Source organism: Plantibacter sp. MPB07 (assembly GCF_046619465.1).
GTDB lineage: Bacteria > Actinomycetota > Actinomycetes > Actinomycetales > Microbacteriaceae > Plantibacter > Plantibacter auratus.
The window spans coordinates 3,120,872-3,147,297 of the sequence record NZ_CP177043.1 but is presented as its reverse complement, the minus strand read 5'-3'; the positions used below and the strand labels follow the sequence as shown (position 1 = coordinate 3,147,297).

Sequence of the window (26,426 nt, the reverse complement as noted above, 5' to 3'; positions counted from 1 at the left end):
GTCGAGACCAATAAGATACAGCGAAGGTTTTCGAACGATATCCATCGGTTGAGCCGATGGTTTTGGAGGGCACCGTGCTGGACGTCCGACGGCTCCGCCTCCTGCGCGAACTCAAGATCCGCGGGACGATCGCCGAGGTCGCTTCCGCCCTCAACTTCAGCCCCTCCTCGGTGTCGCAGCAGCTCTCCGTCCTCGAGCAGGAGACCGGCGTCGAGCTCCTGCGGAAGGTCGGTCGACGGGTGCAGCTCACCCCGCAGGCCGAGATCCTCGTGGGGCACACGGACGCACTCCTCGACACCCTCGAACGGGCCGAAGCCGACCTCGGGGCGTCCCTCACGACCGTGTCGGGCACCATCCGCGTCGCGGTCTTCCAGTCGGCGGCGCTCGCGCTCATGCCGGCGGCCCTGAGCGCCATGCGCCGCGACCACCCGGACGTCCGCGTCGAGATGGTGCAACACGAGCCGGAGACGGCACTGGCCGAGACCTGGGCGCGCGACTTCGACGTCGTCGTCGCGGAGCAGTACCCCGCCCACGCCGCCCCGCGGCATCCAGGACTCGACCGTCGTCAGCTCGCCACCGACCCGATCCGACTCGCGTGCCCGCCGGTCGCGAACGAGATCCACCCGGTCCTGCGCATCGAGGACGCGGCCGACCTCCCCTGGGTGATGGAGCCGCACGGAGCGGCGTCACGGCATTTCGCCGAGCAGTTGTGTCGCCGTGCGGGGTTCGAGCCCGACGTCCGCTACCAGACCGCCGACCTCCAGGCGCAGATCCGGTTGATCGAGTCCGGCAACGCGGTCGCCCTCATCCCCGACCTCCAGTGGGCGGGCGAGCCGGCCAGTTGTCGCCTCGTCGACCTGCCCGACCTCCCGCGGCGCACCATCTTCACCTCCGCGCGCGAGGCCGGCGTCACCCGCCCGGCGATCGTCGCCTTCCGCGCCGCCCTCGAGGACGCGGCGGCATAGCTGGAGATTGCATTCCATCAGATCTCAGCTAGCGGAGCATAGCCAACCACGATTCCTCAACCTGCGGACTCAGCAGCCTCACTATCCAGACCATCAAAGCAATTCCGTGGCAACTAGGCGCGGTGTCCAGGATCAAACAATCGGAATCCAAATCAACCTAAGGGACGCGGCTGAATCATTTGAGCTCAACTGCCGAAACTGACCATTCAGCGAGACCAACTCCATCTTTGCAACACTAGATCTGAAAGTACTAGCCGTCTGCGGCGAAATCTTCCTTTCGGATGCGTAACACAAACCGTAGACTCGAGGCCGCTCGAAGAGCTCCATAAATTCGTCTTCAGACAGCGAGGTGCGGCCTTTCGACCGCAGCTGCTCGAAGTGACTCCGAAGTTTCGCTCCACCAGTGCGTAGATCATTCTCGATAAGCTGCGCTGATGCAACAAGTTGCGATCGAACATCGCGTATCTTTACATTGAATCCCCGTTTGACATGCAGGATATGCAGCCGGTCGTCGGCGGCATAAGACAACGTATCGAACAACTCGATATTGTCTGTCAAAACGGTATCGCCATTGATCGACGAGTCATGGGATATTGATCCCATATTGTACACGCCCTCCGCATCCTCAGTGCGCCACGCCTCGAGCCCGATATCCTCGCGATCCATCTCCAAGGTACCCGCAAGCTCGATAAATTCACGCTTGATACTGTCGATGAAACTCGCGTCCACCTCGTACCACCGACCGGCGAGCAAAAAGTAAGTCTTCCCGTCGACGCGCAGCTCGCCGTGGGTGTGAGCAAGGAGGCTACCCTTCGTCGCGAATGCATCCCCGAAGTCCGCGTTCACGCTAGTGATGACGATTGACTCAAGAGCACTCTCCGCACCTTCGCTCCCCACCCCGGCTGCGTCCACAATCTCTCGGAGCGTCGGCTCCACGTCGACTTCAAAGAGTACCTCGCCGTCCAACGTAGCCATGTAATCCGTGGCGCTAGTGTAAAACGACACGTCGGGGTGAGTGAGCGCCAGTTCGTCGGTATTCCTGTCGACGAAGATCTGACGAGCGAGTGCCGCACGAAGTCGTGCGATCAGTCGCTTCTGCTTCCGAGGATTAAGAGCCTTGATCGAATCCAACGCACTCCAGGCGTCATCGACAGGAAGTGGTTGATCTACTATCGTGCCTAGCCACGTGACGAGAGCGACCATTTTTTCGAGCGATTCGATCTTCGGGCCTAGCCGAATAGCACCGGTGACACTGATGCGCATCTTCTTTTTTGCACCAAATATGTTCTGCAACTCAGGGTCGGCTAGCCACTCGTTCCGCACATCGCCACTGAGTGAACTCCAGACCGTGTCTAGCGACTCCGACAACATGATTCTACGAGGGTCTCGGAAGTGCTGATCACTCACGAGCGTGCGACCTGTGATCTGATTTGCCCTGGCGGAACGAATCTCTGGGCGAGCCACCCGGCGTCCGACATCCAGCGGAAAGGCGATATCGACATATCTCTCGAATACCACTGCAGCTTGTCCTGCGGTGAACGCGTAGAGCTCGTCCTCGATAACGATGAAGCAAAGAAGATGCTGAAACTGACTCTCGATTTCGGGAAGCTCGACCCCGGAACCCTCGAAAAACTTGACCCACGAACTCGTGTGTGGCTGGGATTTTACGTTGTGGAAGAGTTCGATGAAGTGACCATCGATCACCGCGCGCCCTTGCGATTGGTACACGAGGGCTGACTTCTCGTTATTGTACGCTTGCACGAGGAGAGCCGGGATGTCCTCTAGGTTCACGTCCCCGGGAAAGCTCTCGAGCACTCCGTCGATATCGATCCTGTAGATCGGAACCGCGATTCCAGATTTCGCTACCATTGCCGCCTCCTGACGAGCCCCCCAGGGCTTTTGATTAGCCAAGGTTGCCGACTTACTCTCAGTTTTTCCGAAAGATGGGCTCAGGATCACCACAGTTCTATAAAGGGACTCGGGTCCTCGGGGCGCCTTGAGGCCGCGGCTTGCATTCACTGGGTTCCGAGATCTGGGATCTGCTTCGCCTGATCCATGGCCATCAATACCGATGAACGCGGGCCTCTCTATGCATTCCAAGAGGAGCTCCAGCTCTCGCAGGAAGCCCTTAGAGAGCGCGGCTGAAAATTATCCCCAGCAGCCGCAGATCGCTCGGCAAGCAACCCACCTGTTGGGAAAATACGGCCGCTGAGCCCGAGGATGTGCCTGGACGAACGCGCAAGGGGGGTGCACCTCCCAGCCGCCGGTGCTTGGGTGGAATTTCCGCATTCCTCCGAAGGAGCACCCGCATGACCGACACCACCACCCGCCCCGCAACCGCCGCCGGCACCTTCCAGCTCGGCGGCGACCTCACCGTCAACCGACTGGGCTACGGCACGATGCAGCTGACCGGCGAGGGCGTCTGGGGCGAGCCCGACGACCGCGACGGCGCCATCCGCCTGATCAAGCGCGCCGCCGAGCTCGGCGTGAACTTCTTCGACAGCGCCGACGCCTACGGCCCCGATGTCACCGACACCCTCCTCCGCGAAGCGCTGCACCCCTACGACGACATCGTGATCGCGACGAAGGTCGGCCAGACGCGACAGGGTCCCGGCGAGTGGACGCCCACCGGCGTGCCCGCTTACCTCCGCCAGCAGGTCGAGCTCGGTCTCCGCCGTCTCGCCGTCGAGCGCATCGACCTCCTGCAGTTGCACCGGATCGACCCGACCGTGCCGTTCGAGGACCAGATCGGCGAGCTGCGCAAGCTGCAGGACGAGGGCAAGATCCGGCACATCGGCCTCAGCCAGGTCAGCGTCGCCGAGGTCGAGGCGGCCCAGAAGATCGCTCCGATCGCGTCGGTGCAGAACCTCTACAACCTCACCGACCGCTCCTCGGAGGACCTCCTCGACTGGTCGACCGAGCGCGGCGTCGCCTTCATCCCGTGGTTCCCGCTGGCGACCGGCGCCCTCAGCAAGGAGGACGGCCCGCTCACGCAGCTCGCCGAGCGACACGACGCGACCCCGTCGCAGCTCGCGCTGGCCTGGCTGCTCAAGCGCTCGCCCGTCATGCTCCCGATCCCGGGGACGTCGAGCATCGAGCACCTCGAGGACAACCTGCAGGGCGCGACGATCGAGCTCACCGACGACGAGTTCGAGGAGCTGTCCGCCGTCTCGGAGTAGCCCGGACGCGCGGTCACTGACGCTTCCTTCCGGTCACTGAGCTTGTCAAAGTGCGCCCTTCGACAGGCTCAGGAACCGCGCCGCCGGTCACGGAGCGGCCACCCGGTCACTGAGCTTGTCGAAGTGCAGCGCAGCTCAGGGACCGACCACCCGGCTCAGCGGAGCCGCTTCGACAGCTCGTGCGCCTGCTCCAGCAGCAGGCCACCGAGGAACGCCTGGCGCTCAGGCCGGAACCGGGATTCGATCCCGGTGAGACTGAGCGCCCAGGCGGGCTTCCCCGCCGCATCGAAGACCGCCGCGCCCATGCCCCAGCTGCCCTCGAGGATGAGCGCCGGGTTCACGGCGTACCCGCGCTCGCGCGTCTCGCGGATCCGCTCGCGCACGCGGTCGGCGGCGTGGGCCCCACCCCACCGCTCGACGAGGTCGACGCGGCCCAGGCAGTCGTCGATCTCCTCGTCGCTCGAGAACGCGAGGATCGCCAGCCCCGCCGACGCGACCCCCAGCGGGAAGCGGACACCCTCGGTCAGGACGAACGACCGCACCGGGAAACTCCCCTCCTCACGTAGCAGACACACGGTCTCGAAGCCGCGGCGCACAGACAGAAACGCGCTCTCGCCGCTCTCGTGCGCGAGGATCCGCACGCTCTCCCGGGCGAGCTCGGCGACGTCGTACCGCTCCGCCGCGAGCGATCCGAGGAGGAACAGCTCCGGGCCGAGGTGCCACCGGGCGGCGCGGACGTCGTGGTCGAGGAAGCCCTCGGCGGCGAGCGAGGCGAGCAGGCGGTGTGCCGTCGGCCGGGTGAGCCCGGCGGCCGCGGCCACCGCCGAAGACGACGCACCACCGGGATGCTCCGACACGATCTTCAGGATCCGGCTCACGCGCGAGACGACCTGGGCGCCGCGCATCCCCTCAGCCACGTCGTACCCCCAGTTTGTCCACATGGTGAGCCTACGCTGCAGACCGGACCACGTCATGAGTGAATCCGGGATCGGACCCGATGCCACCTTTGACACCGCAGGACCGCTGTGACTGACTACAGGAGAGACGAACGGCCAGAACCACCATGTGGGCAGGCCGGTCCGCCATCCACAAGGGAGTGACATGACGAAACACTGGTCGAGCGCCGCCGAGGCGTTGCACGAGGTCGTCCGGGACGGAGCGACCATCGCGGTCGGCGGGTTCGGCCTGAGCGGCAACCCGACCGATCTCATCGAGGCCCTCCGGGACACGGGCGCCACCGACCTCACGATCGTCTCCAACAACATGGGTGTCGACGGCAAGGGCCTCGGCATCCTCCTCGAGAACCGACAGGTGCGGAAGGTCGTCGCGTCGTACGTGGGCGAGAACAAGCTCTTCGCCAAGCAGTTCCTCGACGGTGAGCTCGAGGTCGAGTTCACCCCGCAGGGCACGCTCGCCGAGCGGCTGCGCGCGGGCGGCGCCGGTATCGCCGGGTTCTACACGAAGACCGGCGTCGGCACCCCGGTCGCGGAGGGCAAGCCGACGGAGGTGTTCGACGGGGAGACCTACGTCCTCGAGCGCGGCATCGTCGCCGACGTGGCCCTCGTGCATGCGTTCCGCGCCGACCGCGAGGGCAACCTCGTCTTCCGCCACACGGCGCGGAACTTCAACCCGATCGTCGCGACCGCCGGCCGGCTGACGATCGCCGAGGCCGAAGAGGTCGTCGAGGACGGCTACCTCGATCCGAACACCGTCGTCACCCCCGGCATCTTCGTCCAGCGCCTCGTCACGGCGACGCCGCGGGTGAAGGACATCGAACAGCGCACCGTCCGTCCGGCGGCCGCCACCACGACACCGGCAGGAGCCTGATCATCATGTGGACGAGAGACGACATGGCCGCGATCGCGGCGACCGAACTCCGCGACGGCGAGTACGTGAACCTCGGCATCGGCATCCCCACGCTCGTCGCGAACCACGTCCCGCCGGGGGTGCACGTGACCCTCCAGAGCGAGAACGGCCTCCTCGGCATGGGTCCGTTCCCGATCGAGGGCGAGGAGGACGCCGACCTCATCAACGCCGGGAAGCAGACGGTCACGCTCCTCGAGGGCGGGAGCTACTTCGACTCGGCGATGTCGTTCGGCATGATCCGCGGCGGCCACGTGCAGCTGGCCATCCTCGGCGCACTCCAGGTCTCGGGTGCGGGCGACCTCGCGAACTGGACGATCCCGGGCAAGCTCGTCAAGGGGATGGGCGGCGCGATGGACCTCGTCGCCGGGACCCCGCGGGTGGTGGTCGTCACCGAGCACGTCGCGAAGGACGGCAGCCCGAAGATCGTCGAGCGGTGCGATCTCCCACTCACCGGTGTCGGTGTCGTCGACCGGATCATCAGCGACCGCGCCGTCTTCGATATCGTCGAGGGGGCGCTCGTCCTGCGGGCCGTCGCGCCCGACACGAGCGTCGCCGAGCTGCGCACCCTGACAGGCGCGGAGTTCTCCGTCGAACTCGACCCCACCACCACCGGCGAGGTGCCGACCGCACCCGCCACGCCTCAGGAGGCACACGCATGAGCACCGTCATCGTCGGGTACGCCCGCACCCCGTTCGTGAAGTTCAACGGGGCGTTCGCGTCCGTGCCGGCCACGGAGCTCGGCGCCCACGCCATCCGCGCGGCCCTGTCCCGGGCGGGGGTCGACGCCGCCGACGTGCAGCAGGTCATCGCCGGCCAGGTGCTGCAGGGCGCCGCCGGACAGAACCCCGCCCGGCAGTCCGCCGTCGGGGCCGACATCCCCTTCACCGTCCCCGCCATCACCGTCAACGCCGTGTGCCTCTCCGGAATGGAGGCGATCGTCACCGGCACGCGTCTCATCGACGCCGGCGAAGTCGACGTCGTCGTCGCGCTCGGCCAGGAGTCGATGAGCCTCGCCCCGCACGCCTGGTCGGGCTCGCGCGCCGGCAAGCGCTACGGCGCCATCGAGCTCGTCGACACCCTCGATCACGACGGCCTGACCGATGCGTTCGAGCACCGGTCGATGGGTTCGTCCACCGAGGAGCGCAACGGCTCACTCGGCATCGCACGCCCGGAGCAGGACGCCTGGGCGGCCGGCTCGCACCAGCGGCTCGCGGCAGCTGCGGACGTCCAGGCCGAGGAGATCGAACCCTTCTCCGTGCCGGGGCGCAAGGGTCCGACGGTCGTGAGCGCCGACGACGGACTCCGCGCCGACACCACCGCCGAGTCGCTGGCCGGGCTGCGTCCCGCGTTCGGCGGCGAGGGGACGATCACCGCGGGCAACTCCTCCCAGATCACCGACGGAGCGGCCGCGGTCGTGCTCATGAGCGAGGAGGCGGCTGCAGCCCGGGGACTCACCCCGATCGCCCGGGTCGTCGCGCACGCGCTCGTCGCCGGACCCGATGTGAGCCTGCACGCCCAGCCGTCGAACGCGATCGTCGCCGCCCTCGCGAAGACCTCCCACACGACGGGCGACCTCGCAGCGGTCGAGATCAACGAGGCGTTCGCCGCCGTGTCGGTCCACTCGACCGACGAACTCGGGGTCGATCCTGCGATCGTCAACACGAACGGCGGCGCGATCGCCCTCGGTCACCCGATCGGCGCCTCCGGCACCCGGATCGTCGGGCACCTCGCCCGGCGCCTCGCCGCCGCCGGCTCAGGTTCGATCGGTGCAGCCGGCATCTGCGGTGGCGGCGGCCAGGGCTCCGCGATCATCCTCGAGGCCGTCTGACCCGTCCGTAACTCCTGCTTGACGCTCGGCACCGATCCCCGCCTCGGAGGAGCAGGAGTTGTGCGCGAGACGAGCTGGCCGCGCTGCCGACTCAGACGGGCTCGCCGGTGACGGTGTAGCGGAGGTGGACGACGCCGGCCTCGAAGCGACGCTCGTCGACGAGTTCCAGGCGTCGCCGGAGGTTGGCCGGCAGCGCACGCAAGCCGCCGCCGACGATCACCGGCGAGAGGAACAACTGCACCTCGTCGACGATCCCCGCGGCGATCGCCTCGGCTGCGAGGTGTGGGCCGCCGACGCTGAGGTCTCGGTCCGATTCCGCCTTCCACCGGCGCACGGCCTCCGGATCGAACGATCGCTCGAGCGTCGTCCGGGCCGTCGAGACCGCGTCGAGCGACGTCGAGTACACGACCTTGTCGGCAGCGAGCCACAGAGCCGCGAAGTCCGCGATCTCGCGGGGCTCGTCCGGCAGCTCGTCCGCCGTCTCCCAGAACGTCATGATCTCGTACATCCGCCGGCCGAACAGGTAGGTGCCGATCGGCCGGGAGAGCTCGTTCACGAAGGCGTGCACCTCGGCGTCCGGGGCGCTCCAGTCGAAGCGGCCCTCCTCATCGGCGAGGTAGCCGTCGAGCGAGCTGATCGCCGAGTAGATGAGCCTGCCCATGTGTCCTCCGTCGCCAGTGCCGGTACGCGAGAGGCTAGGCCGCAGAGGCGACCGCCCACAAGGGGTGGCTCCGGCACCGACGGTCAGGCGGGCGGGATGACGAGCGTCGCGAAGGAGTCTGCCGGCAGGGTCGGCGTGATGACGTCGTCGCCCACCACGATCTGCACGGGGAGCGGTTCGCCGAGGTCGTTCTGCATCACGAGCACGACGCCGCCGTCCGGGTTGCGGAAGGCGAGCAGGTTCTCGTGCCCGGTCCAGCTCATCGTCGCGAGCCGCTGTGCCCCCGGTTGCAGGAAGTGCCCCAGGTGCCGCATGAGGAAGTACTCGTGGGTGTATCGGAAGGTCCGGGTCTCGGGGTCCACGACGACGAGCGAGTTCTGCGCCCAGCCCCAGCGACTGACCCCGCCCTCGGTGAGCGCGAGGTTCCAGTACGTGTAGGCCTGCGCACCGTGTGTGAAGAAGTGGCGCATGAGTCCCCAGGTGTGCCGCACGAAGCGCCAGTCGTTCCGTCCGTCGCCGCACTCCTGCTCGGTCTGGTAGAGCGCGAGGTCGGGGTGGGCGTGATGCACGGCGGCGATCGCGCCCTTGCCTGCCCACTGGAATCCGACTCCGGCGACCCACGGGCCGGCCGCCGGATCCCGGAGCACGGTCTCGATCTGCGCGTCGTGAGGCCGCTCCTGCGTGCCGAGGAAGACCCGCACTCCGAGACGGTCCATCTCCGGGCCGATGACGGCGATGAACCGCGCGAGCCCCTCGGCCGTCCACACGCAGCTCGGGAACACCTGCGCCGAATTGAACTCGTTCTGCGGCATGACCATCTCGACGCGGATGCCCTCCTCGCCGTAGGCCTCGACGAAGCGGGCGAAGTACCGGGCGTAGGTCTCGAGGTAGCGGTCTTCGAGGATGAACAGATCGGTCCCCTCGGAGCCCAGCTGGTCGTCACGGATGCCGTTGTCGACGTCCGATCCCGCCCAGGGGCGTGCAGCCGCGTAGTGCCCGTTCGTCTTCATCCAGGTGGGCGGGCTCCACGGCGACGCCCAGAGACGCAGGTCGCCCCGGTACCGCTGCGCCGCCTGGATGAAGGGGACGAGCGTCGCGCGGTCGTGGTCGATGCTGAAGTGCTCGAGGTCGAAGTCGCCGTCGACCTCGTCGTAGGAGTACCAGTCGGTGGAGAAGTCGTTGGCGCCGACGGGCATGCGGCAGAGCGAGAGGTTCAGTCCAGCGCCCGGCGTGAAGAGGTCGGCAAGGATGCCCTCGCGGTCCTCCTCGGACAGGAGCCCGAGCGCCGTCCAGCCGAGTTCGTTGAAGCACCCGCCGATGCCGTCGACGGTCTGCCGGGGGTTCATCACGTCGACCATGACGTTCTGCATCCCCGCGAGTCGTCCGAACCCGAGCGGCTCCTGCTCCTGCCAGGGTGCGTCCTGGGTGGTCACGACCCAGGTGACCGACCGCGCTGAAGGCGTGGTGCCTCCGCTGGTGGCGGGGCCGCTGGTGGCGGGACTGCTGCTCGTCATCGAGTGCCTTTCGACGGGGGTCCTCCGTGGACCGCGACCGGTGCTCCCACCAGTATGTTGCAGAACCCGCGAAAACCGAAGAGCAGTCGTCATTCACCATCGGACGCGGCGCACAGCAGGGCTCACCCGAGCGGCGCACACGGGACACCCCGCTGGTATGCCGTTCGCGGGCGGTCGTACACTCGATGGATGGCCGATTCCACGACGGTCCGGGAGCCGCAACCCGGAGGAGACCTCCCCGACGCCCGCGGGCGCACCGGCCTGCACCGGACCGGTCTCGACCTCACCGGCAACCCGCGCGTCCAGGTGACCGACGTGGAACTGGTCGCCGCCGCCTGGCACGTCCTCCGCCGGACGACGCTGCGGGTCCAGGACCGCTCAGGCGCATGGTCGACGCAGCAGCGCGAGACCTACGACCGCGGCAACGGCGCGACCATCCTGCTCTACCACGGTGACTCCCGGAAGGTCCTGCTCACCAGGCAGTTCCGCTACCCGGCGTACGTCAACGGACACCCGACCGGCGAGCTCATCGAGACCGCCGCCGGCCTACTCGACGACGACGATCCTGAGACGGCGGTCGCCCGTGAGGCCCGCGAGGAGACCGGGTTCGCGGTCGAGGCCGTCCAGCATGTGTTCGACGCCTTCATGAGCCCCGGCTCCGTGACCGAGCGCCTGCACTTCTACGCGGCCGAGTACGACCCCGCTGCGCGTCGCGGCGACTGGGGCGGGCTCGCCGAGGAGGGCGAGGAGATCGAACTCCTCGAACTCGACATCGACGACGCGATCGCGCGCATCGGCGACGACATCATCGACGCGAAGACCATCATGCTGCTGCAGTGGGCGAGGCTCTCCGGCCCGTTCGCGACGGCACCGACGCCTGTTCCGCCCGCACGCTAGTACCGCGGAGACTCCCGGACTCCGAGCTCGCCAGAACACCGTGCCACCGACTCCGGGTGGCCGATCGGCGAACCCGAACACCGGTCTGCCCCCCCCCCCCCGGTCCCTGAGCGAAGCGCCGGTCCCTGAGCGAAGCGCAGGTCCCTGAGCGAAGCGCAGGTCCCTGAGCGAAGCGCCGGTCCCTGAGCTCGTCGAAGGGTGCCCCGACCGAGCCCGCCACCGCCCTTCGACAGGCTCAGGGACCGGCATGCGTCAGCTCAGGCCGAGCGGATGATGTCCGTGAGCACCGCGCAGCCGAAGTCGAGCGCGTCGAGTGGCACGCGTTCGTCGACACCGTGGAACATCCCGGGGAAGTCGAAGTCCGCCGGCAGCCGGAGCGGGATGAACCCGTACCCCGTGATGCCGAGCCGGCTGAGCGCCTTCGCGTCGGTGCCGCCGGGGATGAGGTGCGGGAGCACGGTCGCACCGGGATCGTGCCGCTCGATGACCGCTTCGATCACCGAGACGAGCTCACCGTCGTTCGGCGACTCCATCGCGATGAGCTCCAGCTGGACCTCGACGTCGACCCCCTCACCCGCCGCCTCGCGGATGCGCGCGATGACCTCGTCCCGCTGGCCGGGCAGGAACCGGGCGTCGACCGTCGCGGTCGCGGACTCGGGGATCACGTTCTCCTTGTACCCGCCGGAGATCATGGTGACGTTCGCCACGTTCTGCAGGCCGGCGCGCAGCCGCGACGCACTCGGGCCGACGAGCGCGGCGAGTTCGAACGGCGACAGCTCGGAGGACGCTCCGGTCAGTTCACGCAGCCGCTGGAACAGGTGCGTCGTGGTCTCGGTGAACGACACCGGCCAGTCGAGCGCGCCGATCCGGCCGACCGCGGCGGCGAGCTTGACGATCGCCGAATCCTGACTCGCGAGCGAGGCGTGACCGGCGGCACCGTGGGCGGTCAGTCGCAACCAGAGCACGCCCTTCTCGCCGGTGTTGAGCAGGTAGGCGCGGGTGTCGGCTCGTTCGCCGAGGGTGACGCTGTACCCGCCGCCCTCGCTGATCGCGTCGCGGACGCCGGCGAACTGCTCCGGGTGGTGCTCCACCATCCAGTGCGAGCCGAGGACGCACCCGGCCTCCTCATCGGCGAAGAACGCCAGGACGACGTCTCGCTCGGGCTGCTCCCCCGCCGTCACCATGCGCCGGACCGACGCGACGATCATCGCCACCATGTTCTTCATGTCGACGGCACCGCGGCCCCACAGCATGCCGTCGGCGATCTCGCCACCGAACGGGTCGACCGTCCATGCTGCCGCGTCGACCGGGACGACGTCGAGGTGCCCGTGCAGCAGGAGGCCGGGCAGGGTGCGGTCGCGACCTGGCCACCGCGCGACGAGGTTCGTCCTGCCGGGCTCGGCCTCGAAGCGCTCGCACACGATCCCGACCTCGTCGAGCAGGCGTTCGACGAGGTCGGCCGCGCGGGACTCGCCGACGGCACGCCCGCCGCCGTAGTTCGAGGTGTCGATCCGGATGAGGTCGCGCGTGATGGAGACGACCTCCGGGAGACCGACCGGGTCGCTCACGCGCTCGCCCACGCTCATTCGGCGGTCCGCGGGACCACGGTGAACCGGCGGTTGGCGAGCGAGGGCACCCGCGCACGGACGGCGTCGAGTCGCGCAGGATCGAGCTCGGCGAAGACCACCCCGGGCGCCTCGCCGGCGGCGGCGATGACGACGCCGGCGGGGTCGACGATGATCGAGTTCCCGGTGGCGAGCGGGCCGGTCTGGTTGGCGCTCACGACGTAGGCGGTGTTCTCGATCGCCCGGGCGCGCACGAGGGTCGTCCAGGCGTCCTCCTTGCCGGGGCCGACGATCCACATCGCGGGCAGCAGGATGACGTTGGCGCCGGCGTCGATGAGTCGCCGCGCGCTCTCCGGGAAGCGGAGGTCGTAACAGGTGAAGGCACCGATGCGGAGGTCGCCGAGCTCGAGGACGAACGGTTCGGTGAGCTCCCCGGCCGAGATGCCGTCGCTCTCGGCGTACCCGAAGGCGTCGTAGAGGTGCACCTTCCGGTACGTCGCGGTGATGTCCCCCTCGGCGTCGATCGCCACGAGCGTGTTGTAGGGCAACCCGCCGGGGTTCTCCTCGATGGTGCCGACGACCGTCGGGAGGGAGCGCGCAGCGGCTGCGGCGGCGACGCCCGTGATGAAAGGGCCGTCGAGTGGCTGAGCGATCGCGGCGAGCGCGCTCGGCGGTTCTGAGGTGGCGTAGCTGCTCATCTCGGGCAGCACGAGCAGCTCGGCACCTCCCGCCGCGGCCTCACCGAGCAGGGCGACCACGCTGGCGAGGTTCTCGTCGATGTCCGTTCCGGCGGAGAACTGCCCGGATGCGATGCGCATGTGAAACCTCGTTCCGTGGGAAGGGCCGCGACCGTCAGCGCGCGGCCGTCCAGCCACCCTATGCCGAGAGTGGGGGCGTGCGCCGCCGGAGCCGGAGCCGGCCCTGGCTCACGAGGATGCCGAGCACGACGATCACGCCGCCGACCGGCTCGTTCCAGTGCAGGATCTCACCGAGCACGAGGATGCCGAGGACGACACCGACCAGGGGCGTGAGGTAGGTGACGGTCGACGCCGCCGTCGGGCCCCAGGAGTCGACGATCGTCGTCATCCAGATGTAGGCGACGCCGGTACCGAGTGCTCCCAGGGCGAGCATGCTGAGGACGACCGGGGCGTCGAGCGACACCGGCTGCATCGCGATGAACGGCGAGAGCACGAGCATGATGACGGCGGCGAGCGAGATCTCCACGGCGGAGATGACGACCGCGTCGTAGCTGTGGGTGCCGAGGACGAACTTCCGGAGGTAGACGAAGGCGATGCCGTAGCAGAGGGTCGCGCCGAGGCAGGCGAGCTGAGCCGGGATGGACTCGAGGATCGCCGGGTCGGCCAGGACGCGCCAGGGGCCGACGACGATCGCGACGCCGAGGGCGCCGACGAAGATGCCGAACACCTGCAGGCCGTTCAGCCGTTCCTTCGGGAGGAACACGGCGCCGACGGCGAGCGTCATGATCGGCGTGGTCGCGTTGAGGATGCTCGACAGGCCGGACGGCAGGAACTGTCCCGCCCAGGAGAACAGGAGGAACGGGGCGACGCAGAGGAAGACGGAGACGACGGCGAGGTGCGCCCAGAGCCGACGCTCTCGCGGCCAGCGGCGTCGGGTGACGAGCATGATGATGCAGAGCGTCAGGGCACCGAGCACCACGCGGGACAGGGCGACCTGCGCCGGAGCGAGCCCGGTCAGGCCGGTCTTCATGAAGAGGAAGCTGGCACCCCAGATGAGCGCGGCGCCGAGATAGGCGCCCAGCACCCTGCGGGACCCTGGTGCGACGAGCGCGGTGACACGGGTGTTCGGTGCTGCGGTGCTCATCGTGCTCCCTCGAGTCGGACGACTCAGCATGGCATCACCCACCGACGCGCGCGTGCACCGTTCTGCGACGCGGACGTCCTTGTCTCAGGACTCCTCCGGCACGCCGCCCTGCTCCCCGGGCGACGCGCCGGAGTTCTCCTGAGAACGGTCCGGTCGGTCAAGCGATGGTGGCGACGGGCTCCAGCCGGTGGATCGCCTCCACGAGCGGTGCGAGTTCCGGGAGCGACTCCGCGGTGGTGAGCGACTCCTCGAGGGCGCGATCGTGCACCGGTCGGGCCTCCTCGAGCAGCGCCTTCCCGGCCGCCGTGAGCTCGGTGTAGACCCCTCGTCGGTCGTCGGCGCACAGCACGCGGGTGAGGAGCGCGCGGTCCTCGAGGCGGTTGACGAGCCGGGTGGTCGCGCTCGGCGACAGGGCCGTCGCGCGGGCGAGCTGCTGCATGCGCATGTGCCAGCCGTCCTGGCGCCCCAGGGCGTCGAGCACGGTGTACTCGACCACGGAGAGCCGGGCCTCGGTCTGCAGCGCGCGTTCCAGATCGGACTCGATCGATCCGTAGAGGGCGGCGAGCGTCCGCCACCCCTGCGCGCGGATCTCAACAGCGTCGTCGGCGATGCCCATCGGGACTCCTCGGTTCGAACATCGATCAATTGATTGCAGACGCACATAGTTGCTTGCGCTATTACCTAGCGCGTGCAACGATATCTATCGCGCGTCTGCAACTATCAGCGTACGCGCCCCGGCTGCAGGCCACCAGCACTCTCCCCACGACCCCCAGGAATCGCAGGAATCGTCATGCCACTCGGTCTCATCGCCCTCGCCCTCGGCGGCTTCGGCATCGGCCTCACGGAGTTCGTCATCATGGGGCTGTTGCCCGAGGTGGCGGCCGACTTCGGCGTCTCGGAGGCCGCAGCCGGTTGGCTCATCTCCGGCTACGCCCTGGCCGTCGTCGTCGGGGCGCTCGCCCTCACCGCGGCGGTCACCCGACTGCCGAAGAAGCCCGTCCTGCTGGCCCTGATGGTGCTCTTCATCGTCGGCAACCTCGTCTCCGCACTCGCCGGCGACTACCAGATCATGCTCGCCGGCCGCATCCTCGCCGCCCTCAGCCACGGAGCGTTCTTCGGTATCGGCTCGGTCCTGGCGGCGGCGATGGTCCCCGCCCACAAACAGGCCGGCGCGATCGCGGTCATGTTCACCGGCCTCACCGCGGCGAACGTGCTCGGCGTCCCGTTCGGCACGCTGCTCGGCCAGCACTTCGGCTGGCGCTCGACCTTCTGGGCCATCACGGTGATCGGGGTCGTCGCCTTCGTCGGCATCCTGGCACTCGTGCCGAAGCCGAAGCGCGACGAAGCCCCGGCATCGCTCCTCGCCGAGCTGCGCGCGTTCCGCTCCGGCCAGGTCTGGCTCTCGATCGCTGTCACGGTCCTCGGCTACGGCGGCATGTTCGGTGCGTTCACCTACATCGCGTACACACTCACGGAGGTCAGCGGCTTCGCCTCGACCACGGTGCCGTGGCTCCTCATCCTCTTCGGCGTCGGGCTCCTGGTCGGCAACATCGTGGGTGGCAAGGCGGCCGACCGGAACATCGACCGGACGCTCATCGTCGTCATCGCGGTACTGACCGTGATCCTGGTCGCCTTCGCCGCGACCGCACAGTCGCCCGTCGCCACCGTGATCGCCCTCGTCCTCATGGGCGGCTTCGGATTCGCGACCGTCCCCGCGTTGCAGATGCGGGTCATGCGGTACGCGTCGGCCGCTCCCACGCTCGCCTCGGGAGCGAACATCGCCGCGTTCAACCTCGGCAACGCGCTCGGCGCCTGGCTCGGCGGCGTCACGATCACCGCCGGCCTCGGCTACACCTCGCCGATCTGGGCCGGAGCGGCCATCACCCTGCTCGGCCTGATCGTCATCATCGGTGCGTCCACCGCCGCGAAGCGCTCCCGCCGTCGTCCACAACTCCTGCAGGATGAGCCCACCGACGCCGCCCGCCAGGAGGTCCCGCACCCCGTGTGAGCCGCGCGCGACTCCAGCAGGAGTTGTGAACGCTCTGGGCTTCGCACCTCGACAAGCTCGGTGACCGGATGGGAGGCTCGGCAACGGGGCGGGGGGCTCGGTGACCGGGGCGGGGGGCTCGGTGACCGGGGTAGGGGCAGTCGGCGAGCGGGCCAGCGGCGAGCGGCGAGCGGCGGGCGGAGGGCGAAGGGCGCGCTACCGTGGGCGGATGAGCCGAACCCCTCGCCCCAGTGACACCATGATCGCGGTCGCCGAGCACTGGGCGGCCGAGCGACCGGCGATGCAGCCCGGCAGCCCGACCATCACGATGCTCGGAGCGGGCACGGCGAACGAGGTCGCAGCGGTCGAACTCGACGGCGGCGAGCGCGTCATCGTGAAGCTCTCCCCCGCGGACGCGGCCGGCCTCACCTACGAGCGGTCCCTCATGGCGACCGAGGCGCTCGCGCTCCGCATCCTCGGCCGTGCGGAGGTGCCGCAGCCGGAGATCGTCTTCGAGGCGACGCTCGACGGACGCGACGCGCTCGTGATGACCGAGCTCACCGGCCGGCCGGCGAACAGCACCGAGACCGTCCCCCTCGCCCGCGACGTCCTCGGCCGCACGCTCGCCCGTCTGCACGAGGCGGGTCGCACGCCGTTCCACATGGAACCAGACGACGTCGACATCCCGGCGGAGGCCGCGTCCACCGATCCGGTGACCGGCCTCGCCGAGGGGAACCGATTCGGCTACCCCTTCCGCCCGGAGCTTCAGGCGGCCAGTGCCGCGGACGCCTACCGGCTCGTCGTGGAGGCCGTCCTCGCCGATGCCCTGCGGTTCGAGGTCGACCTTCCGGTCGCGGCGGACGAGATCCGACACCTGATCGACACCGCGCTGCCGGCCTTCGACAGCGTGACGGAGCCGACACTCGTCCACTTCGACCTCTGGGAGGGCAACCTCCTCGTCATGCCCGAGCACGGGGCGGAGGCCGCCCAACTGACCGGCGTCATCGACCATGAGCGCGCGCACTGGGCCGACCCCACCGCCGACCTCGTCTCCCTGGCGCTCTTCACCGACGTGCCGGAGACGGTCGCCGCCGACTCGGAACTCCTCCGCGCCTACCGCGAGACGTCCGGCCGCGAGCTCCTGCCCGATGAGGACGCCCGGACCCGCGCGCGCCTGTGGTCGCTGTACCTCGCGCTCGTCATGGTGGTCGAAGGTGTCCCGCGTGGCTACGAGGGCGACTGGTTCGACGAACACGACGCGTCGGTGCGCACGTGGATCGGTGACATCGCGGCCTCGCTCGCCTGACCCGCGCGACTCTCCGGTCCCTGAGCTGACCTCCTCCGGTCCCTGAGCTGACCTCCTCCGGTCCCTGAGCTGACCTCCTCCGGTCCCTGAGCTGACCTCCTCCGGTCCCTGAGCTTGTCGAAGGGCGGTCGGGGCACTTCGACAAGCTCAGTGACCGGGGTGGGGGCTCAGTGAAAGGGGTCAGGCTCAGTGAAAGGGCAAGCTCAGTGACCGGGAGTCGTGCGCAGCGGCAGTTACGCGCGGCCGGACCGGCGCGGCTAAACTGGTCGGCTCGCCAGGCGGTGGGCGGCCCGGCGCGAACCAGCGCGGGCCCGTTCGGGAGCGATCGGCTCCCTGGGGAGTGCGCACCATGGGCTACATCGACGTCAGCGACCTCAGCTACACGCTGAGCGACGGACGGACCCTGCTGGACGAGGTCTCGTTCCGCGTCGGCGAAGGGGCGATCGCCGCGCTCATCGGAGCGAACGGCGCCGGCAAGACGACGCTGCTGCGGATCATCCGCGGCGAGCTCCAGCCCGACTCCGGGGTCGTCTCCATCGACGGCGGCCTCGGCGTGATGGACCAGTTCGTCGGTCGCGGTGACGATGACCGGACGGTCCGTGACCTCCTCGTCCAGGTCGCGCCTCCGCGGGTCCGTGCCGCGGCAGAGGCGGTCGACCGCGCCGAGCTCGCCCTCATGGAGGACGACGTCGAGGCGACCCAGATGGCCTACGCGACGACGCTCGCCGAGTACGCCGACGCCGGCGGGTACGACCAGGAGGTGCTCTGGGACAGCTGCTGCGAGGCGGCACTCGGGGTGCCCTACGACCGCGCGCAGTGGCGGACGCTCGGCACGCTGTCGGGCGGCGAGCAGAAGCGGCTCGTCCTGGAGGCCCTGTTCCGCGGCCCTGAGCAGGTCCTCCTCCTCGACGAGCCCGACAACTCGCTCGACGTCCCGACGAAGCGCTGGCTCGAGGGGATGCTCGCCGAGACCCGGAAGACCGTCCTCCTCGTCTCGCACGACCGCGAGCTCCTGGCACAGGCGGCGACCCGCATCATCACCCTCGAGGTCGGCGCGGCCGGCAGCACGACGTGGACCCATGGCGCGAGCTTCCGCAGCTACCACGAGGCCCGCGACGCCCGCCTCGACCGACTCGACGAACTCCGCCGGCGCTGGGACGAGGACCGCGTGAAGCTGCGCGCACTCGTGCTGCGTCTGCGCGAGCAGGCCAAGTTCAACGACTCCATGGCCTCCCGCTACCGGGCCGCGCAGACCCGACTCGCCAAGTTCGAGGAGGCCGGTCCACCTGAGGAGCGGCCGAAGGACCAGCAGGTCACGATGCGCCTCCGCGGGGCACGCACGGGTCGGCGCGCGATCGTCTGCTCCGGGCTGGAGCTGACCGGCCTCATGCAGCCGTTCGATGCCGAGATCTGGTTCGGCGAGCGCATCGGCGTCCTGGGTTCGAACGGTTCGGGCAAGTCGCACTTCCTCCGGCTGCTCGCCGGCGGTGGGACGGATCCCGATCCGGGCGCCGGGCACCTCGCTGCGGCGGGCGACGCGCTCGTCCCGGTCGAGCACGACGGCGACGCCAAGCTCGGCGCGCGCGTGCAGCCGGGGTGGTTCGCACAGTCGCACCGGCACCCCGAACTCGTCGGCCGGACCCTGCTGGACATCCTGCACCGCGGCGACGAGCACCGGTCGGGGCTCCCCCGCGAGGCCGCCAGCCGCGTGCTCGACCGCTACGGTCTGGCGGGCGCGGCCGAGCAGCCGTTCGAATCCCTCTCGGGCGGACAGCAGGCGCGCCTGCAGATCCTCCTACTCGAACTCTCCGGTGCCACGCTGCTCCTGCTCGACGAGCCGACCGACAACCTGGACCTCGTCTCGGCGGAGGCGCTCGAGCAGGGTCTGGCGGGTTTCGAGGGCACGGTGATCGCGGTCACCCACGACCGCTGGTTCGCGCGCGGCTTCGACCGCTTCCTCGTCTTCGGCTCCGACGGCCGGGTGCAGGCCTCCGACGAGCCCGTCTGGGAGGAGACCCGCGTCGACCGCGCGCGATAGCGGGTGTCGCCGCAGTGTCACCGTCCAGGAGGACGACTGAGGCGACACCCCCCTGCACGTGTGGCGACCTTGGTCAACCCACCGTGATCCACAGGCACGTTCCATACGCTTGCAGCAACAACCCGATCCCGGAGGTGATGGTCATGCAGTACAGCATCGCCATCGGCCGCGTTTCGTACGACATCGAGTCGGGTGTCGACATCTCGGCACTGATGAGCGAGATCGAGTCCGCCGTCCAAGCCGGTGGTCGCTTCGTCCACGTCCCGCTCTCCGCAGATCGCAACCTGGACGTCCTGGTCAGCCCGGGCCTGCAGGTGACCGTGGAGTCCTTCGCGAACCGGGCGCTGGAGATCGTTCCCGCCATCGAGACGGAGAAGCTGTCGGGTCTCGACGAGTACGACGAGTTCGGCGACTTCTGAGCCGAACGGCTGGCGGCTAGGAGCCGAGCGTCGTGCTCGGATACTCGCCGAAGCGGTTGGTGTACGAGGCGGAGAACCGCCCGAGGTGCGCGAACCCCCACCGGCTGGCGACCTCCGCGACCGTGGCCAGCCCGGGGTCGGCCTTCTGCAGTTCCTCTTGCACCCGGTCGAGTCTGACCCGTCGCAGGTAGTCGATCGCGGTGATGTCGTGCTCCCGACGGAACGCGCTCTGGAGGCTGCGCTGGCTCATCCCGACGGCTGCGGCAACGTCCTCCGTGCGGATCGGGAGGTGCGCGTTGGCGATCATGAACTCGATGGCCGCGCGGGTCTTCCCGGCGTCCGGCAGGCCGATCTCCACCGGCGCGTGCAGGGCCGTGTGCGGGAACGTCTCGAGGAGCGCGATCGCCGCCGACCGGTTCGCCTCGGCGCGGAGGACGGCCGGACTGGTGTCGTCGTAGATGACCCTGGCGACGGTCGTCACGGAGGCGGCCCAGCGACGGAGCTGTTCACCCGTCGGGCGGGCCGTCGTGTCGAAGAGGATCGGCCCGCTCGTCCCCTCCACTTCGGCGGCCACGCGCTCCAGGAACCCGCCGTCGAAGTGCATGAGATTCTGCCGGTAGTCGGTGAAGTCGAACTCGGCGAGTCGGTCGTTCGCGAACATCGCCGGCTGACCGTGAACGAGCTGCATCGGCGCTCCGGCGAGGTCGGTGGCCCCACTGCCCGCCGTCAGCCAGGAGACGATGTACTCACCTTCCGTGAGCACCGTTCCGGTGACGCGTCCGGTGAACTGGGTGGCGCGCAGGGTCAGCTCGTCGTCGCCGATCGCGGTGTACCGGAAGGTGAACGCCGATTCGGTGGGTTCGATGATCATCGAGCCGGCGTTGTACGCGCCGGCGAACAGATCGCGAGCCTCATCGACGTCGCGGCCTGCGACCTCGGACCGCTCCGCGGGTCCCGTCTCTTCGCTCATCGCTCATAGAATCTCACGGCGGAGCCCGGCTGTCATCCCGTAGCGGGTCATTTCCGGCCCGAGCAGACCACTCGATGTCAGGCGGTCCCTTGCAGGAAGCCGTGTTCCGCACCCAGGACCTCGGTGAGCGCGGACGACGCCATACGGGCGAACCGCGGGAGGACCGTGGTCTCGTGGACGGCGGTCGGGCGCTCGGACCAGACGGTCACCACGATGAGGCCGCCTTCGGTACGGAGCGACCAGGCGACGATGTGATTCGCCGGAACCCGCACGGTGTCGCCGTCGACGTCGAGGCTGAGGGACGTCCGACTGAGGGACAGCCCGCCCTCCGCATCCAAGCTGGCGTGCGAGGTCTGGAACACGATGTCCGTGCGGTCGATCAGGCGACGTGAGGCTCGCGCGTCGTCCAGGTCGAGGAAGTCGGGCGCGCTCTGAAGACCGGTGGTCACGGTGGCACCCCCAACTGGTGTTTCAGAGACGTCCGACGGCCGGAGCGCGTCGAGACGATGGTCGGTCAGTTGCCGCCGACCGTTCGGATCTACGCTGCGGACTCGACGCGCTTCGCGGCGCCGGCTGCCGGCTCGGGGACGACGCGCATGCCCTTGGCGCTGTTGGCCTGCTCGAGGAGCGCGGCCAACCATTCGCGGTTGAGTTCGGGGGCACGGCTGCCATAGAACGAGAACTGGAGGGGGATCATCGGGTTCAGCCAGAGCGACTGACGTCCGGTCCCACGGCCGGGAACGGCTTCGAGGTGGAACGCGAAGCTCTCGTTGCGGCGGAACTTCGTGAAGATGACCGTCTGCAGGTGAGCGAGCAGTCGGTCTTCGATCTCGTGCGGGGTCGGAGGGGTTCCGTAGAGGAGGTTTCCCATGAGGCGCGCCATCCGTTCTGTTTCGGTGCCGGGCTGGTTCCCGGCGCCGTTGCCAACGCTAGATCTTCTAGCGATCCCCCGCTCTGACCTATCCGAAATGCGTCGGGTATCGCTCGGAACCGGTTCGGCGTTCAGGCTGCACTCAGCTGCCGAAGGCCCAGGCCTCGCGGTCACCGCGCAGTCGGGCGGCGAGCGCCGTCGCCTGTTCGTCGGTCAGCGAAGCGACGTAGTCGAGGATGCCGCGCGCCCGACCGAGGCGCCCCAGGGCGCGTGGGTCGCTCTGCGGGCGGCCACTGTCGGACTCGGGGTCTGCCGGGAGCCAGTCGGGGTTGTCCGCCCGGAGTCGGAAGTAGCCGTCGGTGGCGAGTTCGACGAAGTCGAGGAGCTTCTGCGGGGCGCGCGGGCCGTCACGGGGGTCGTCGAGCCAGCTGTCCAGTTCGGTGACGAGCACGTCGAGCACCCGCGACTGGCCGCGCTGGTAGGTGGCGAAGTCCGGCCGGTCGATGACGAACCGGGTGTGGACGAACTTCAGCACGGTGACGTCGTGCCACGCCTCGGGTAGGAGCGACACGTGGCCGGAGCGCACGTTCGGCTCCTCGACGACGAGGACGGAGCGCTGGAGGCGACCGATCCAGGACGACACGAACGATTCGATGGCGCGTTCGGTTCGGCTCGAGCCGTCGAAGGGGACGGCGAGAAGTCCTTCGACGAGCTCGGTCGCGACCCGCTGGACCGACGCCCGGAAGTGCTCATCGCTGGCGATCCACGGGTCGCGTGAGACGATCCGCCGGCGCAACAGCTCGAGCGAGTGGCCGGGTGCGCGGTTCCAGAGTTCCTCGGCGTCGAGCGCGGCGAGGGTGTGCTGGTCGCGGAGGAAGGTGCGGAACTCGACCGCGACCGCCGCCTGCTGCAGGACGCCGGCCCGGTAGAAGTCGTCGAGGTCGTGCAGGGAGTAGGCGATGTCGTCGGCGACATCCATCACGGAGCACTCGACGGTCTGCTGCCAGGGCGCGATCGCGGTGAACGCACTGCGGGCGTCGAGCATGTCGTCGAGATCGAGGGTGTACGCGGAGAACTTCGGCGGCGCGGTCTCCCAGCGGCTGGCGGTCGACCCGCGAGGCATGCGGGTGGGGTCTGCCGGGTCGAGGTCGGGGCGGTGGATGGTGCGGCCCCAGGGGTACTTGAGCACGGCGGCGCGGGAAGCGGCCGTGAGATTGAGGCCCTCCTTCACCGTTTCGCACACGTCGAGCGCGGAGAGGATGCGGAACGACTGCGCGTTGCCCTCGAAGCCCTCCGCGAGGCCGAGCCGCTCACGTGCCAGGCGGTCGAGGACCTGTTCGCCGAGGTGGCCGAACGGTGGGTGACCGAGGTCGTGAGCGGAGGCGGCGGCCTGAACCACGACCGGGTCGCAGCCGCCGAGCCGCTCGACGATGGCGTTCTGCTCGGGATCCGTCGTGGTGAGCTGCATCGCGATGGCACGGGCGACCGCGGTCACCTTGATCGAGTGCGTGAGCCGGTTGTGGACGACCTGACCGACGCCGGAGGGCGAGACGACCTGCGTCACCGCGGACAACCGCGCGAAGTACGGGGAGAACCGGATGCGCTCGAGGTCGACCCGGTACTCGGGGTACTCCTCGCCGGTCGCGAACCGGTCCACCGGCTCGGGGATGAGGCGCCGTCGCCGCTGGTCGTCGTCCATCCCCTCACTGTATTGCGCTCGCGGTGGGAGACTGCAGGGATGCATCCGATCGATCGACTCCGAGCCGAGGTCGCCGCGCACGAGTCGAACGCTTGGGCCCACGAGCTCGGCTGGAAACCGCTCTTCGTCGCCTCTCCGGAGGCCCGCGTGCTCATCATCAGTCAGGCGCCTGGTCGTCTGGCGCAGGAGTCGGGCATCCCGTGGAACGACCCGAGCGGCGTCCTCCTCCGCTCCTGGATGGGTGTGACGCCCGAGGAGTTCTACGACCCGGCGAACGTCGCGATCATCCCGATGGACTTCTACTTCCCGGGCAAGGGGGCGAGCGGCGACCTGCCGCCGCGCCGCGACTTCGCGCCGCGCTGGCATCCACGCCTGCTCGAGCAGCTGACCGAGGTGCGCCTGACGATCCTCATCGGCGCCTACGCCCAGCGCGCCTACCTCGGACCGCGGTCCGGTCGCACCCTGACGGAGAACGTCCGTGCCGCGGAGACCCACCTCCCGCTCTTCCCGATCGTGCACCCGTCGCCGCTCGCGCGCGGCTGGCGCAGCAAGAACCCCTGGTTCCAGGAGGAGACGGTTCCGCTCCTCGCCGCGCAGGTGCGGGCGGCGCTCACGACGTGACGAATAGGCTGATGAGGATGCCGGCACGCCGGCGTCTGATCGAAGGGACGGGGGCACGTCGTGAGCGATGAACCGAGCGCTGGCGACGGACTGCGGCCGCCGGCCGAACCGCTGTCAGGGCCGAGCTCAGCCAGGGAGCCTGCCGCGTCGGCCGCTGGATCCGTGTCAGCCGCCGACCCTGGAGCAGCCGACCAGGACGGACCGGTCACCGGGCGAGCGTCCGGCGTCGGCATCACGCTGCTCCTGTTCGGGCTGCTGGTCGTGAGCTGGCTCGTCCAACTCTCCTTCGCACTGCAGGGCGAGTTCGGTCCGTCCGAGGACCGGCTCAGTGGCGGCGGGACGCTCGCCGGGTTCGTGCTCGGCGCCGCGATCGCGATCGGTTCGCCCATCGTCGTGCTCATCCTGCAGGCGCGGGTCCACAAGCGGACACCTCGACACTCGATCGTCGCCGTCATCGGCGCAGTCGTCGTGCTCATCATCGCCGTACCGATCAACGCGATCGTCGTCGGCCTCCAAGCGGTGAGCGTCATCAGCGGAAGCTAGGGACTCTCCGCCGCCGCCGCTCCGAGCTCGTCCATCGGGACAACTCCCGACCCGTGCCACGAACGATGCAGGGGCTCACTCGGGCGGGGCGCCACATGTCATCCCACAGTTTCGGTTGACATCGATACGGCCTCGCGTACCCTTCGAAAAAAGGAGAGACCATGCCTCACTTCGCCGTCCTGATCTACACCGAAGACTCCATTCACGCCGAAGATGCGACTGAGGAGGAACTGGCGGTTCCAGATGCACACGGACGAGCGCTCACTGAGACTGGTTCGCTGCGGGCCGCCTACGCGTTCACTCCGCGCGATCTTGCGCGATCGATCCGCGCGTCCGGAGTGACCATCGGTCCGTTCATCGACTCTCGAGAGGTGGTCGCGGGTGTCTACATCATCGAAGCCTCGACGTTCGAGGATGCGCTCACCATCGCTGCCACGAACCCCGAAGTTCAGCGAGGAGGAGGGGTCGAGGTCCGGCTGATTCACAGTGGCGGCACCGTCGAGACGTGACGGCTTCCGGAGTCGAGTCTCCCACGAGGGAGACGAGGCCTCTATTCGAGGACTTCCCAGAGTTCGATCGGGAGTCCCTCGGGGTCGTGGATGCGGACGAATCGGCCGTACTCCGTCTCCCACTCGGTTCGACGCTCGACAACGATCCCGGCTCCCTCGAGATGCGCTGTCAGGGCATCCAAGTCGCTCACGCGAAGGTTGAGCATGAACGGCTGGTCGTGAGCGAACGACTCGCTCGTCCCCGCAACAGGCGCGAAGACGGTCATGCCGGCCTCCTGCATCCAGACGGCGTCTTCGCCCTCTGCGCCGGCTTCGATGCCGAGATGCTCGCGGTACCACGCCGCGCGCGCCGACGGGTCATTACTGCGGAAGAACAACCCGCCGATGCCGAGAACGCCCATGGGGTGAGCTTATCGACGCGAGGAACTCCGCGACCCCGACGCAGATTCGAGATCGGTGCTGCGGGACATCAGGACATACGGTGCACGTCCGCTGTCGTCCGTGATGGTCGATCGCGGCTCGAACCAAGTGATACCCGGAATCGTCTACGGGCGAGCATGTTGATCTCCGCTCAGCGGCATAGGGTTTGACGACCATGAGCCACTTCTCCGTTGTTCCGGCGTCCTATGTCTTTCTGTGCCGCGATCAATCGGTCCTGTTGCAACGACGGCAGAACACCGGCTACATGGACGACTGTTGGTCAGCGGGTGCCGCCGGCCATGTGGAGCTTGGTGAAACTGCGGCGTCTGCCGCAATCCGCGAGGCGAGAGAAGAACTTGGCGTCCAGGTGGCACCTGAGGCGCTATCGGCCGTGGCTGTCATGCAGAGAACCGATGGCACAGCGAACCCGATGGAACAGCGCGTCGACTGGTTCTTCGTCTGCGACGTCTGGGGTGGCGAACCACTGATCCGAGAACCAATCAAGTGCGCAGAACTGTCGTGGTTTCGCCTCGACGATCTACCGCTCAACCTGCCCGCTCACGAGCGGCTCGCACTGGACGCCTTGCGCGAGGGGCGCGGGTCAGCGGTCCTCACGTTCGGGTTCTGACCACCCGTCAGCGCGACTGTCCGGCCTTCCACCTGTTTCATAACGTGTCAAACAGTGGTGCGTTGAACGGTTGAGACCACCATGATTTCCGGGCCACT

General features: G+C 68.6%; 27 protein-coding genes. 14 read left to right on the top strand and 13 right to left on the bottom strand.

Annotated features, from left to right (window positions below; all coding sequences use genetic code 11):
* Positions 1-74 precede the first annotated feature (74 nt).
* Positions 75-965 (top strand): LysR family transcriptional regulator, encoded by an 891-nt coding sequence (locus ACLIME_RS14570; protein ID WP_411557349.1) that lies wholly within the window; start codon positions 75-77, stop codon positions 963-965.
* Between the two features lie 132 nt (positions 966-1,097).
* Here the strand turns inward: ACLIME_RS14570 and ACLIME_RS14565 are convergent, their stop codons facing one another.
* Positions 1,098-2,924: a DUF6119 family protein gene (locus tag ACLIME_RS14565; protein WP_411557348.1), complete on the bottom strand. Its 1,827-nt coding sequence runs from the start codon at positions 2,922-2,924 to the stop codon at positions 1,098-1,100.
* A gap of 350 nt (positions 2,925-3,274) precedes the next feature.
* On the opposite strand from ACLIME_RS14565, the gene ACLIME_RS14560 reads away from it, so the two are divergent.
* Positions 3,275-4,144, top strand: coding sequence for an aldo/keto reductase (locus tag ACLIME_RS14560; protein WP_411557347.1), 870 nt, complete (start codon positions 3,275-3,277; stop codon positions 4,142-4,144).
* Positions 4,145-4,299: 155 nt separating this feature from the next.
* Here the strand turns inward: ACLIME_RS14560 and ACLIME_RS14555 are convergent, their stop codons facing one another.
* Complete coding sequence (locus tag ACLIME_RS14555; protein ID WP_411557346.1) at positions 4,300-5,085, bottom strand: IclR family transcriptional regulator; 786 nt, start codon at positions 5,083-5,085, stop codon at positions 4,300-4,302.
* Between the two features lie 160 nt (positions 5,086-5,245).
* On the opposite strand from ACLIME_RS14555, the gene ACLIME_RS14550 reads away from it, so the two are divergent.
* The 3 genes from ACLIME_RS14550 to ACLIME_RS14540 are packed head-to-tail and all read left to right on the top strand — an operon-like array spanning position 5,246 to position 7,838.
* Positions 5,246-5,971, top strand: coding sequence for a CoA transferase subunit A (locus tag ACLIME_RS14550; RefSeq protein WP_085511404.1), 726 nt, complete (start codon positions 5,246-5,248; stop codon positions 5,969-5,971).
* A gap of 5 nt (positions 5,972-5,976) precedes the next feature.
* On the top strand, positions 5,977-6,669 hold the full coding sequence (locus ACLIME_RS14545) for a 3-oxoacid CoA-transferase subunit B (protein ID WP_411557345.1): 693 nt from the start codon (positions 5,977-5,979) through the stop codon (positions 6,667-6,669).
* Entirely contained in the window at positions 6,666-7,838 is a 1,173-nt protein-coding gene (locus ACLIME_RS14540) for an acetyl-CoA C-acyltransferase (RefSeq protein WP_411557344.1), read from the top strand. The genes ACLIME_RS14545 and ACLIME_RS14540 overlap by 4 nt, the downstream gene beginning before the upstream one ends.
* 91 nt (positions 7,839-7,929) lie before the next feature.
* Here the strand turns inward: ACLIME_RS14540 and ACLIME_RS14535 are convergent, their stop codons facing one another.
* Complete coding sequence (locus ACLIME_RS14535; protein ID WP_411557343.1) at positions 7,930-8,499, bottom strand: dihydrofolate reductase family protein; 570 nt, start codon at positions 8,497-8,499, stop codon at positions 7,930-7,932.
* Positions 8,500-8,582: 83 nt separating this feature from the next.
* On the bottom strand, positions 8,583-10,013 hold the full coding sequence (locus ACLIME_RS14530) for a glycoside hydrolase family 30 protein (protein WP_411557342.1): 1,431 nt from the start codon (positions 10,011-10,013) through the stop codon (positions 8,583-8,585).
* 189 nt (positions 10,014-10,202) lie between these two features.
* Between ACLIME_RS14530 and ACLIME_RS14525 the strand changes: the two genes are divergently transcribed.
* Positions 10,203-10,910, top strand: a complete 708-nt coding sequence (locus ACLIME_RS14525; RefSeq protein WP_411557341.1) for an NUDIX domain-containing protein — start codon at positions 10,203-10,205, stop codon at positions 10,908-10,910.
* A gap of 257 nt (positions 10,911-11,167) precedes the next feature.
* Here the strand turns inward: ACLIME_RS14525 and ACLIME_RS14520 are convergent, their stop codons facing one another.
* From ACLIME_RS14520 to ACLIME_RS14505, 4 genes are all read right to left on the bottom strand, one after another.
* Entirely contained in the window at positions 11,168-12,496 is a 1,329-nt protein-coding gene (locus ACLIME_RS14520; RefSeq protein ID WP_411557340.1) for a M20/M25/M40 family metallo-hydrolase, read from the bottom strand.
* Positions 12,493-13,293, bottom strand: a complete 801-nt coding sequence (locus ACLIME_RS14515; RefSeq protein WP_138945810.1) for a carbon-nitrogen hydrolase family protein — start codon at positions 13,291-13,293, stop codon at positions 12,493-12,495. Before ACLIME_RS14515 ends, ACLIME_RS14520 begins: the two co-directional genes overlap by 4 nt.
* 58 nt (positions 13,294-13,351) lie before the next feature.
* Positions 13,352-14,317 carry a DMT family transporter gene (locus ACLIME_RS14510; RefSeq protein WP_159876659.1) on the bottom strand — a complete coding sequence of 322 codons (966 nt, stop codon included), beginning with the start codon at positions 14,315-14,317 and terminating at the stop codon, positions 13,352-13,354.
* A gap of 157 nt (positions 14,318-14,474) precedes the next feature.
* Entirely contained in the window at positions 14,475-14,933 is a 459-nt protein-coding gene (locus ACLIME_RS14505; protein ID WP_124767901.1) for a MarR family winged helix-turn-helix transcriptional regulator, read from the bottom strand.
* 174 nt (positions 14,934-15,107) lie between these two features.
* Here ACLIME_RS14505 and ACLIME_RS14500 point away from each other — a divergent pair, with 174 nt between their 5' ends.
* The 4 genes from ACLIME_RS14500 to ACLIME_RS14485 all read left to right on the top strand — a co-directional run bounded on the left by ACLIME_RS14500 (position 15,108) and on the right by ACLIME_RS14485 (position 20,067).
* Positions 15,108-16,325, top strand: coding sequence for an MFS transporter (locus tag ACLIME_RS14500; RefSeq protein WP_411557339.1), 1,218 nt, complete (start codon positions 15,108-15,110; stop codon positions 16,323-16,325).
* Between the two features lie 208 nt (positions 16,326-16,533).
* A complete protein-coding gene (locus ACLIME_RS14495; protein ID WP_411557338.1) occupies positions 16,534-17,610 on the top strand; it encodes a phosphotransferase family protein in 1,077 nt (358 codons plus the stop codon).
* 349 nt (positions 17,611-17,959) lie between these two features.
* Positions 17,960-19,648 (top strand): ABC-F family ATP-binding cassette domain-containing protein, encoded by a 1,689-nt coding sequence (locus ACLIME_RS14490; protein ID WP_411557337.1) that lies wholly within the window; start codon positions 17,960-17,962, stop codon positions 19,646-19,648.
* 143 nt (positions 19,649-19,791) lie between these two features.
* Positions 19,792-20,067 (top strand): hypothetical protein, encoded by a 276-nt coding sequence (locus tag ACLIME_RS14485; RefSeq protein ID WP_124767897.1) that lies wholly within the window; start codon positions 19,792-19,794, stop codon positions 20,065-20,067.
* A 16-nt stretch (positions 20,068-20,083) separates the two neighbouring features.
* Here ACLIME_RS14485 and ACLIME_RS14480 read toward each other — a convergent pair whose 3' ends face one another.
* The 4 genes from ACLIME_RS14480 to ACLIME_RS14465 all read right to left on the bottom strand — a co-directional run bounded on the left by ACLIME_RS14480 (position 20,084) and on the right by ACLIME_RS14465 (position 23,607).
* Complete coding sequence (locus ACLIME_RS14480) at positions 20,084-21,037, bottom strand: helix-turn-helix transcriptional regulator (RefSeq protein ID WP_159876645.1); 954 nt, start codon at positions 21,035-21,037, stop codon at positions 20,084-20,086.
* Between the two features lie 77 nt (positions 21,038-21,114).
* Positions 21,115-21,486 carry a hypothetical protein gene (locus ACLIME_RS14475; RefSeq protein ID WP_159876643.1) on the bottom strand — a complete coding sequence of 124 codons (372 nt, stop codon included), beginning with the start codon at positions 21,484-21,486 and terminating at the stop codon, positions 21,115-21,117.
* 89 nt (positions 21,487-21,575) lie between these two features.
* The gene (locus ACLIME_RS14470; RefSeq protein ID WP_079706140.1) at positions 21,576-21,908 is read right to left on the bottom strand and encodes a hypothetical protein; all 333 of its coding nucleotides are present in this window, start codon (positions 21,906-21,908) and stop codon (positions 21,576-21,578) included.
* 142 nt (positions 21,909-22,050) lie between these two features.
* On the bottom strand, positions 22,051-23,607 hold the full coding sequence (locus ACLIME_RS14465; RefSeq protein WP_274498907.1) for a deoxyguanosinetriphosphate triphosphohydrolase family protein: 1,557 nt from the start codon (positions 23,605-23,607) through the stop codon (positions 22,051-22,053).
* A gap of 39 nt (positions 23,608-23,646) precedes the next feature.
* Here ACLIME_RS14465 and ACLIME_RS14460 point away from each other — a divergent pair, with 39 nt between their 5' ends.
* The 3 genes from ACLIME_RS14460 (at position 23,647) to ACLIME_RS14450 (ending at position 25,280) form a co-directional block, all read left to right on the top strand.
* Positions 23,647-24,228 carry a uracil-DNA glycosylase family protein gene (locus ACLIME_RS14460; protein ID WP_411557336.1) on the top strand — a complete coding sequence of 194 codons (582 nt, stop codon included), beginning with the start codon at positions 23,647-23,649 and terminating at the stop codon, positions 24,226-24,228.
* Positions 24,229-24,390: 162 nt separating this feature from the next.
* The gene (locus ACLIME_RS14455; protein WP_202938260.1) at positions 24,391-24,771 is read left to right on the top strand and encodes a hypothetical protein; all 381 of its coding nucleotides are present in this window, start codon (positions 24,391-24,393) and stop codon (positions 24,769-24,771) included.
* Between the two features lie 161 nt (positions 24,772-24,932).
* Positions 24,933-25,280 carry a YciI family protein gene (locus ACLIME_RS14450; protein WP_202938259.1) on the top strand — a complete coding sequence of 116 codons (348 nt, stop codon included), beginning with the start codon at positions 24,933-24,935 and terminating at the stop codon, positions 25,278-25,280.
* 41 nt (positions 25,281-25,321) lie between these two features.
* On the opposite strand, the gene ACLIME_RS14445 is transcribed toward ACLIME_RS14450, so the two are convergent.
* Positions 25,322-25,681: a VOC family protein gene (locus tag ACLIME_RS14445; RefSeq protein WP_411557335.1), complete on the bottom strand. Its 360-nt coding sequence runs from the start codon at positions 25,679-25,681 to the stop codon at positions 25,322-25,324.
* Positions 25,682-25,875: 194 nt separating this feature from the next.
* Here ACLIME_RS14445 and ACLIME_RS14440 point away from each other — a divergent pair, with 194 nt between their 5' ends.
* Complete coding sequence (locus ACLIME_RS14440) at positions 25,876-26,328, top strand: NUDIX hydrolase (protein WP_411557334.1); 453 nt, start codon at positions 25,876-25,878, stop codon at positions 26,326-26,328.
* The last annotated feature ends 98 nt before the right edge of the window (positions 26,329-26,426 follow it).

Coding starts and splice junctions, on each gene's coding strand:
- ACLIME_RS14560 (WP_411557347.1), top strand. CDS start 3,275: ATGACCGACACCACCACCCGCCCCGCAACCGCCGCCGGCACCTTCCAG.
- ACLIME_RS14555 (WP_411557346.1), bottom strand. CDS start 5,085: ATGTGGACAAACTGGGGGTACGACGTGGCTGAGGGGATGCGCGGCGCC.
- ACLIME_RS14550 (WP_085511404.1), top strand. CDS start 5,246: ATGACGAAACACTGGTCGAGCGCCGCCGAGGCGTTGCACGAGGTCGTC.
- ACLIME_RS14545 (WP_411557345.1), top strand. CDS start 5,977: ATGTGGACGAGAGACGACATGGCCGCGATCGCGGCGACCGAACTCCGC.
- ACLIME_RS14540 (WP_411557344.1), top strand. CDS start 6,666: ATGAGCACCGTCATCGTCGGGTACGCCCGCACCCCGTTCGTGAAGTTC.
- ACLIME_RS14535 (WP_411557343.1), bottom strand. CDS start 8,499: ATGGGCAGGCTCATCTACTCGGCGATCAGCTCGCTCGACGGCTACCTC.
- ACLIME_RS14530 (WP_411557342.1), bottom strand. CDS start 10,013: ATGACGAGCAGCAGTCCCGCCACCAGCGGCCCCGCCACCAGCGGAGGC.
- ACLIME_RS14525 (WP_411557341.1), top strand. CDS start 10,203: ATGGCCGATTCCACGACGGTCCGGGAGCCGCAACCCGGAGGAGACCTC.
- ACLIME_RS14520 (WP_411557340.1), bottom strand. CDS start 12,496: ATGAGCGTGGGCGAGCGCGTGAGCGACCCGGTCGGTCTCCCGGAGGTC.
- ACLIME_RS14515 (WP_138945810.1), bottom strand. CDS start 13,293: ATGCGCATCGCATCCGGGCAGTTCTCCGCCGGAACGGACATCGACGAG.
- ACLIME_RS14510 (WP_159876659.1), bottom strand. CDS start 14,317: ATGAGCACCGCAGCACCGAACACCCGTGTCACCGCGCTCGTCGCACCA.
- ACLIME_RS14505 (WP_124767901.1), bottom strand. CDS start 14,933: ATGGGCATCGCCGACGACGCTGTTGAGATCCGCGCGCAGGGGTGGCGG.
- ACLIME_RS14500 (WP_411557339.1), top strand. CDS start 15,108: ATGCCACTCGGTCTCATCGCCCTCGCCCTCGGCGGCTTCGGCATCGGC.
- ACLIME_RS14495 (WP_411557338.1), top strand. CDS start 16,534: ATGAGCCGAACCCCTCGCCCCAGTGACACCATGATCGCGGTCGCCGAG.
- ACLIME_RS14490 (WP_411557337.1), top strand. CDS start 17,960: ATGGGCTACATCGACGTCAGCGACCTCAGCTACACGCTGAGCGACGGA.
- ACLIME_RS14485 (WP_124767897.1), top strand. CDS start 19,792: ATGCAGTACAGCATCGCCATCGGCCGCGTTTCGTACGACATCGAGTCG.
- ACLIME_RS14480 (WP_159876645.1), bottom strand. CDS start 21,037: ATGAGCGAAGAGACGGGACCCGCGGAGCGGTCCGAGGTCGCAGGCCGC.
- ACLIME_RS14470 (WP_079706140.1), bottom strand. CDS start 21,908: ATGGGAAACCTCCTCTACGGAACCCCTCCGACCCCGCACGAGATCGAA.
- ACLIME_RS14465 (WP_274498907.1), bottom strand. CDS start 23,607: ATGGACGACGACCAGCGGCGACGGCGCCTCATCCCCGAGCCGGTGGAC.
- ACLIME_RS14460 (WP_411557336.1), top strand. CDS start 23,647: ATGCATCCGATCGATCGACTCCGAGCCGAGGTCGCCGCGCACGAGTCG.
- ACLIME_RS14450 (WP_202938259.1), top strand. CDS start 24,933: ATGCCTCACTTCGCCGTCCTGATCTACACCGAAGACTCCATTCACGCC.
- ACLIME_RS14445 (WP_411557335.1), bottom strand. CDS start 25,681: ATGGGCGTTCTCGGCATCGGCGGGTTGTTCTTCCGCAGTAATGACCCG.
- ACLIME_RS14440 (WP_411557334.1), top strand. CDS start 25,876: ATGAGCCACTTCTCCGTTGTTCCGGCGTCCTATGTCTTTCTGTGCCGC.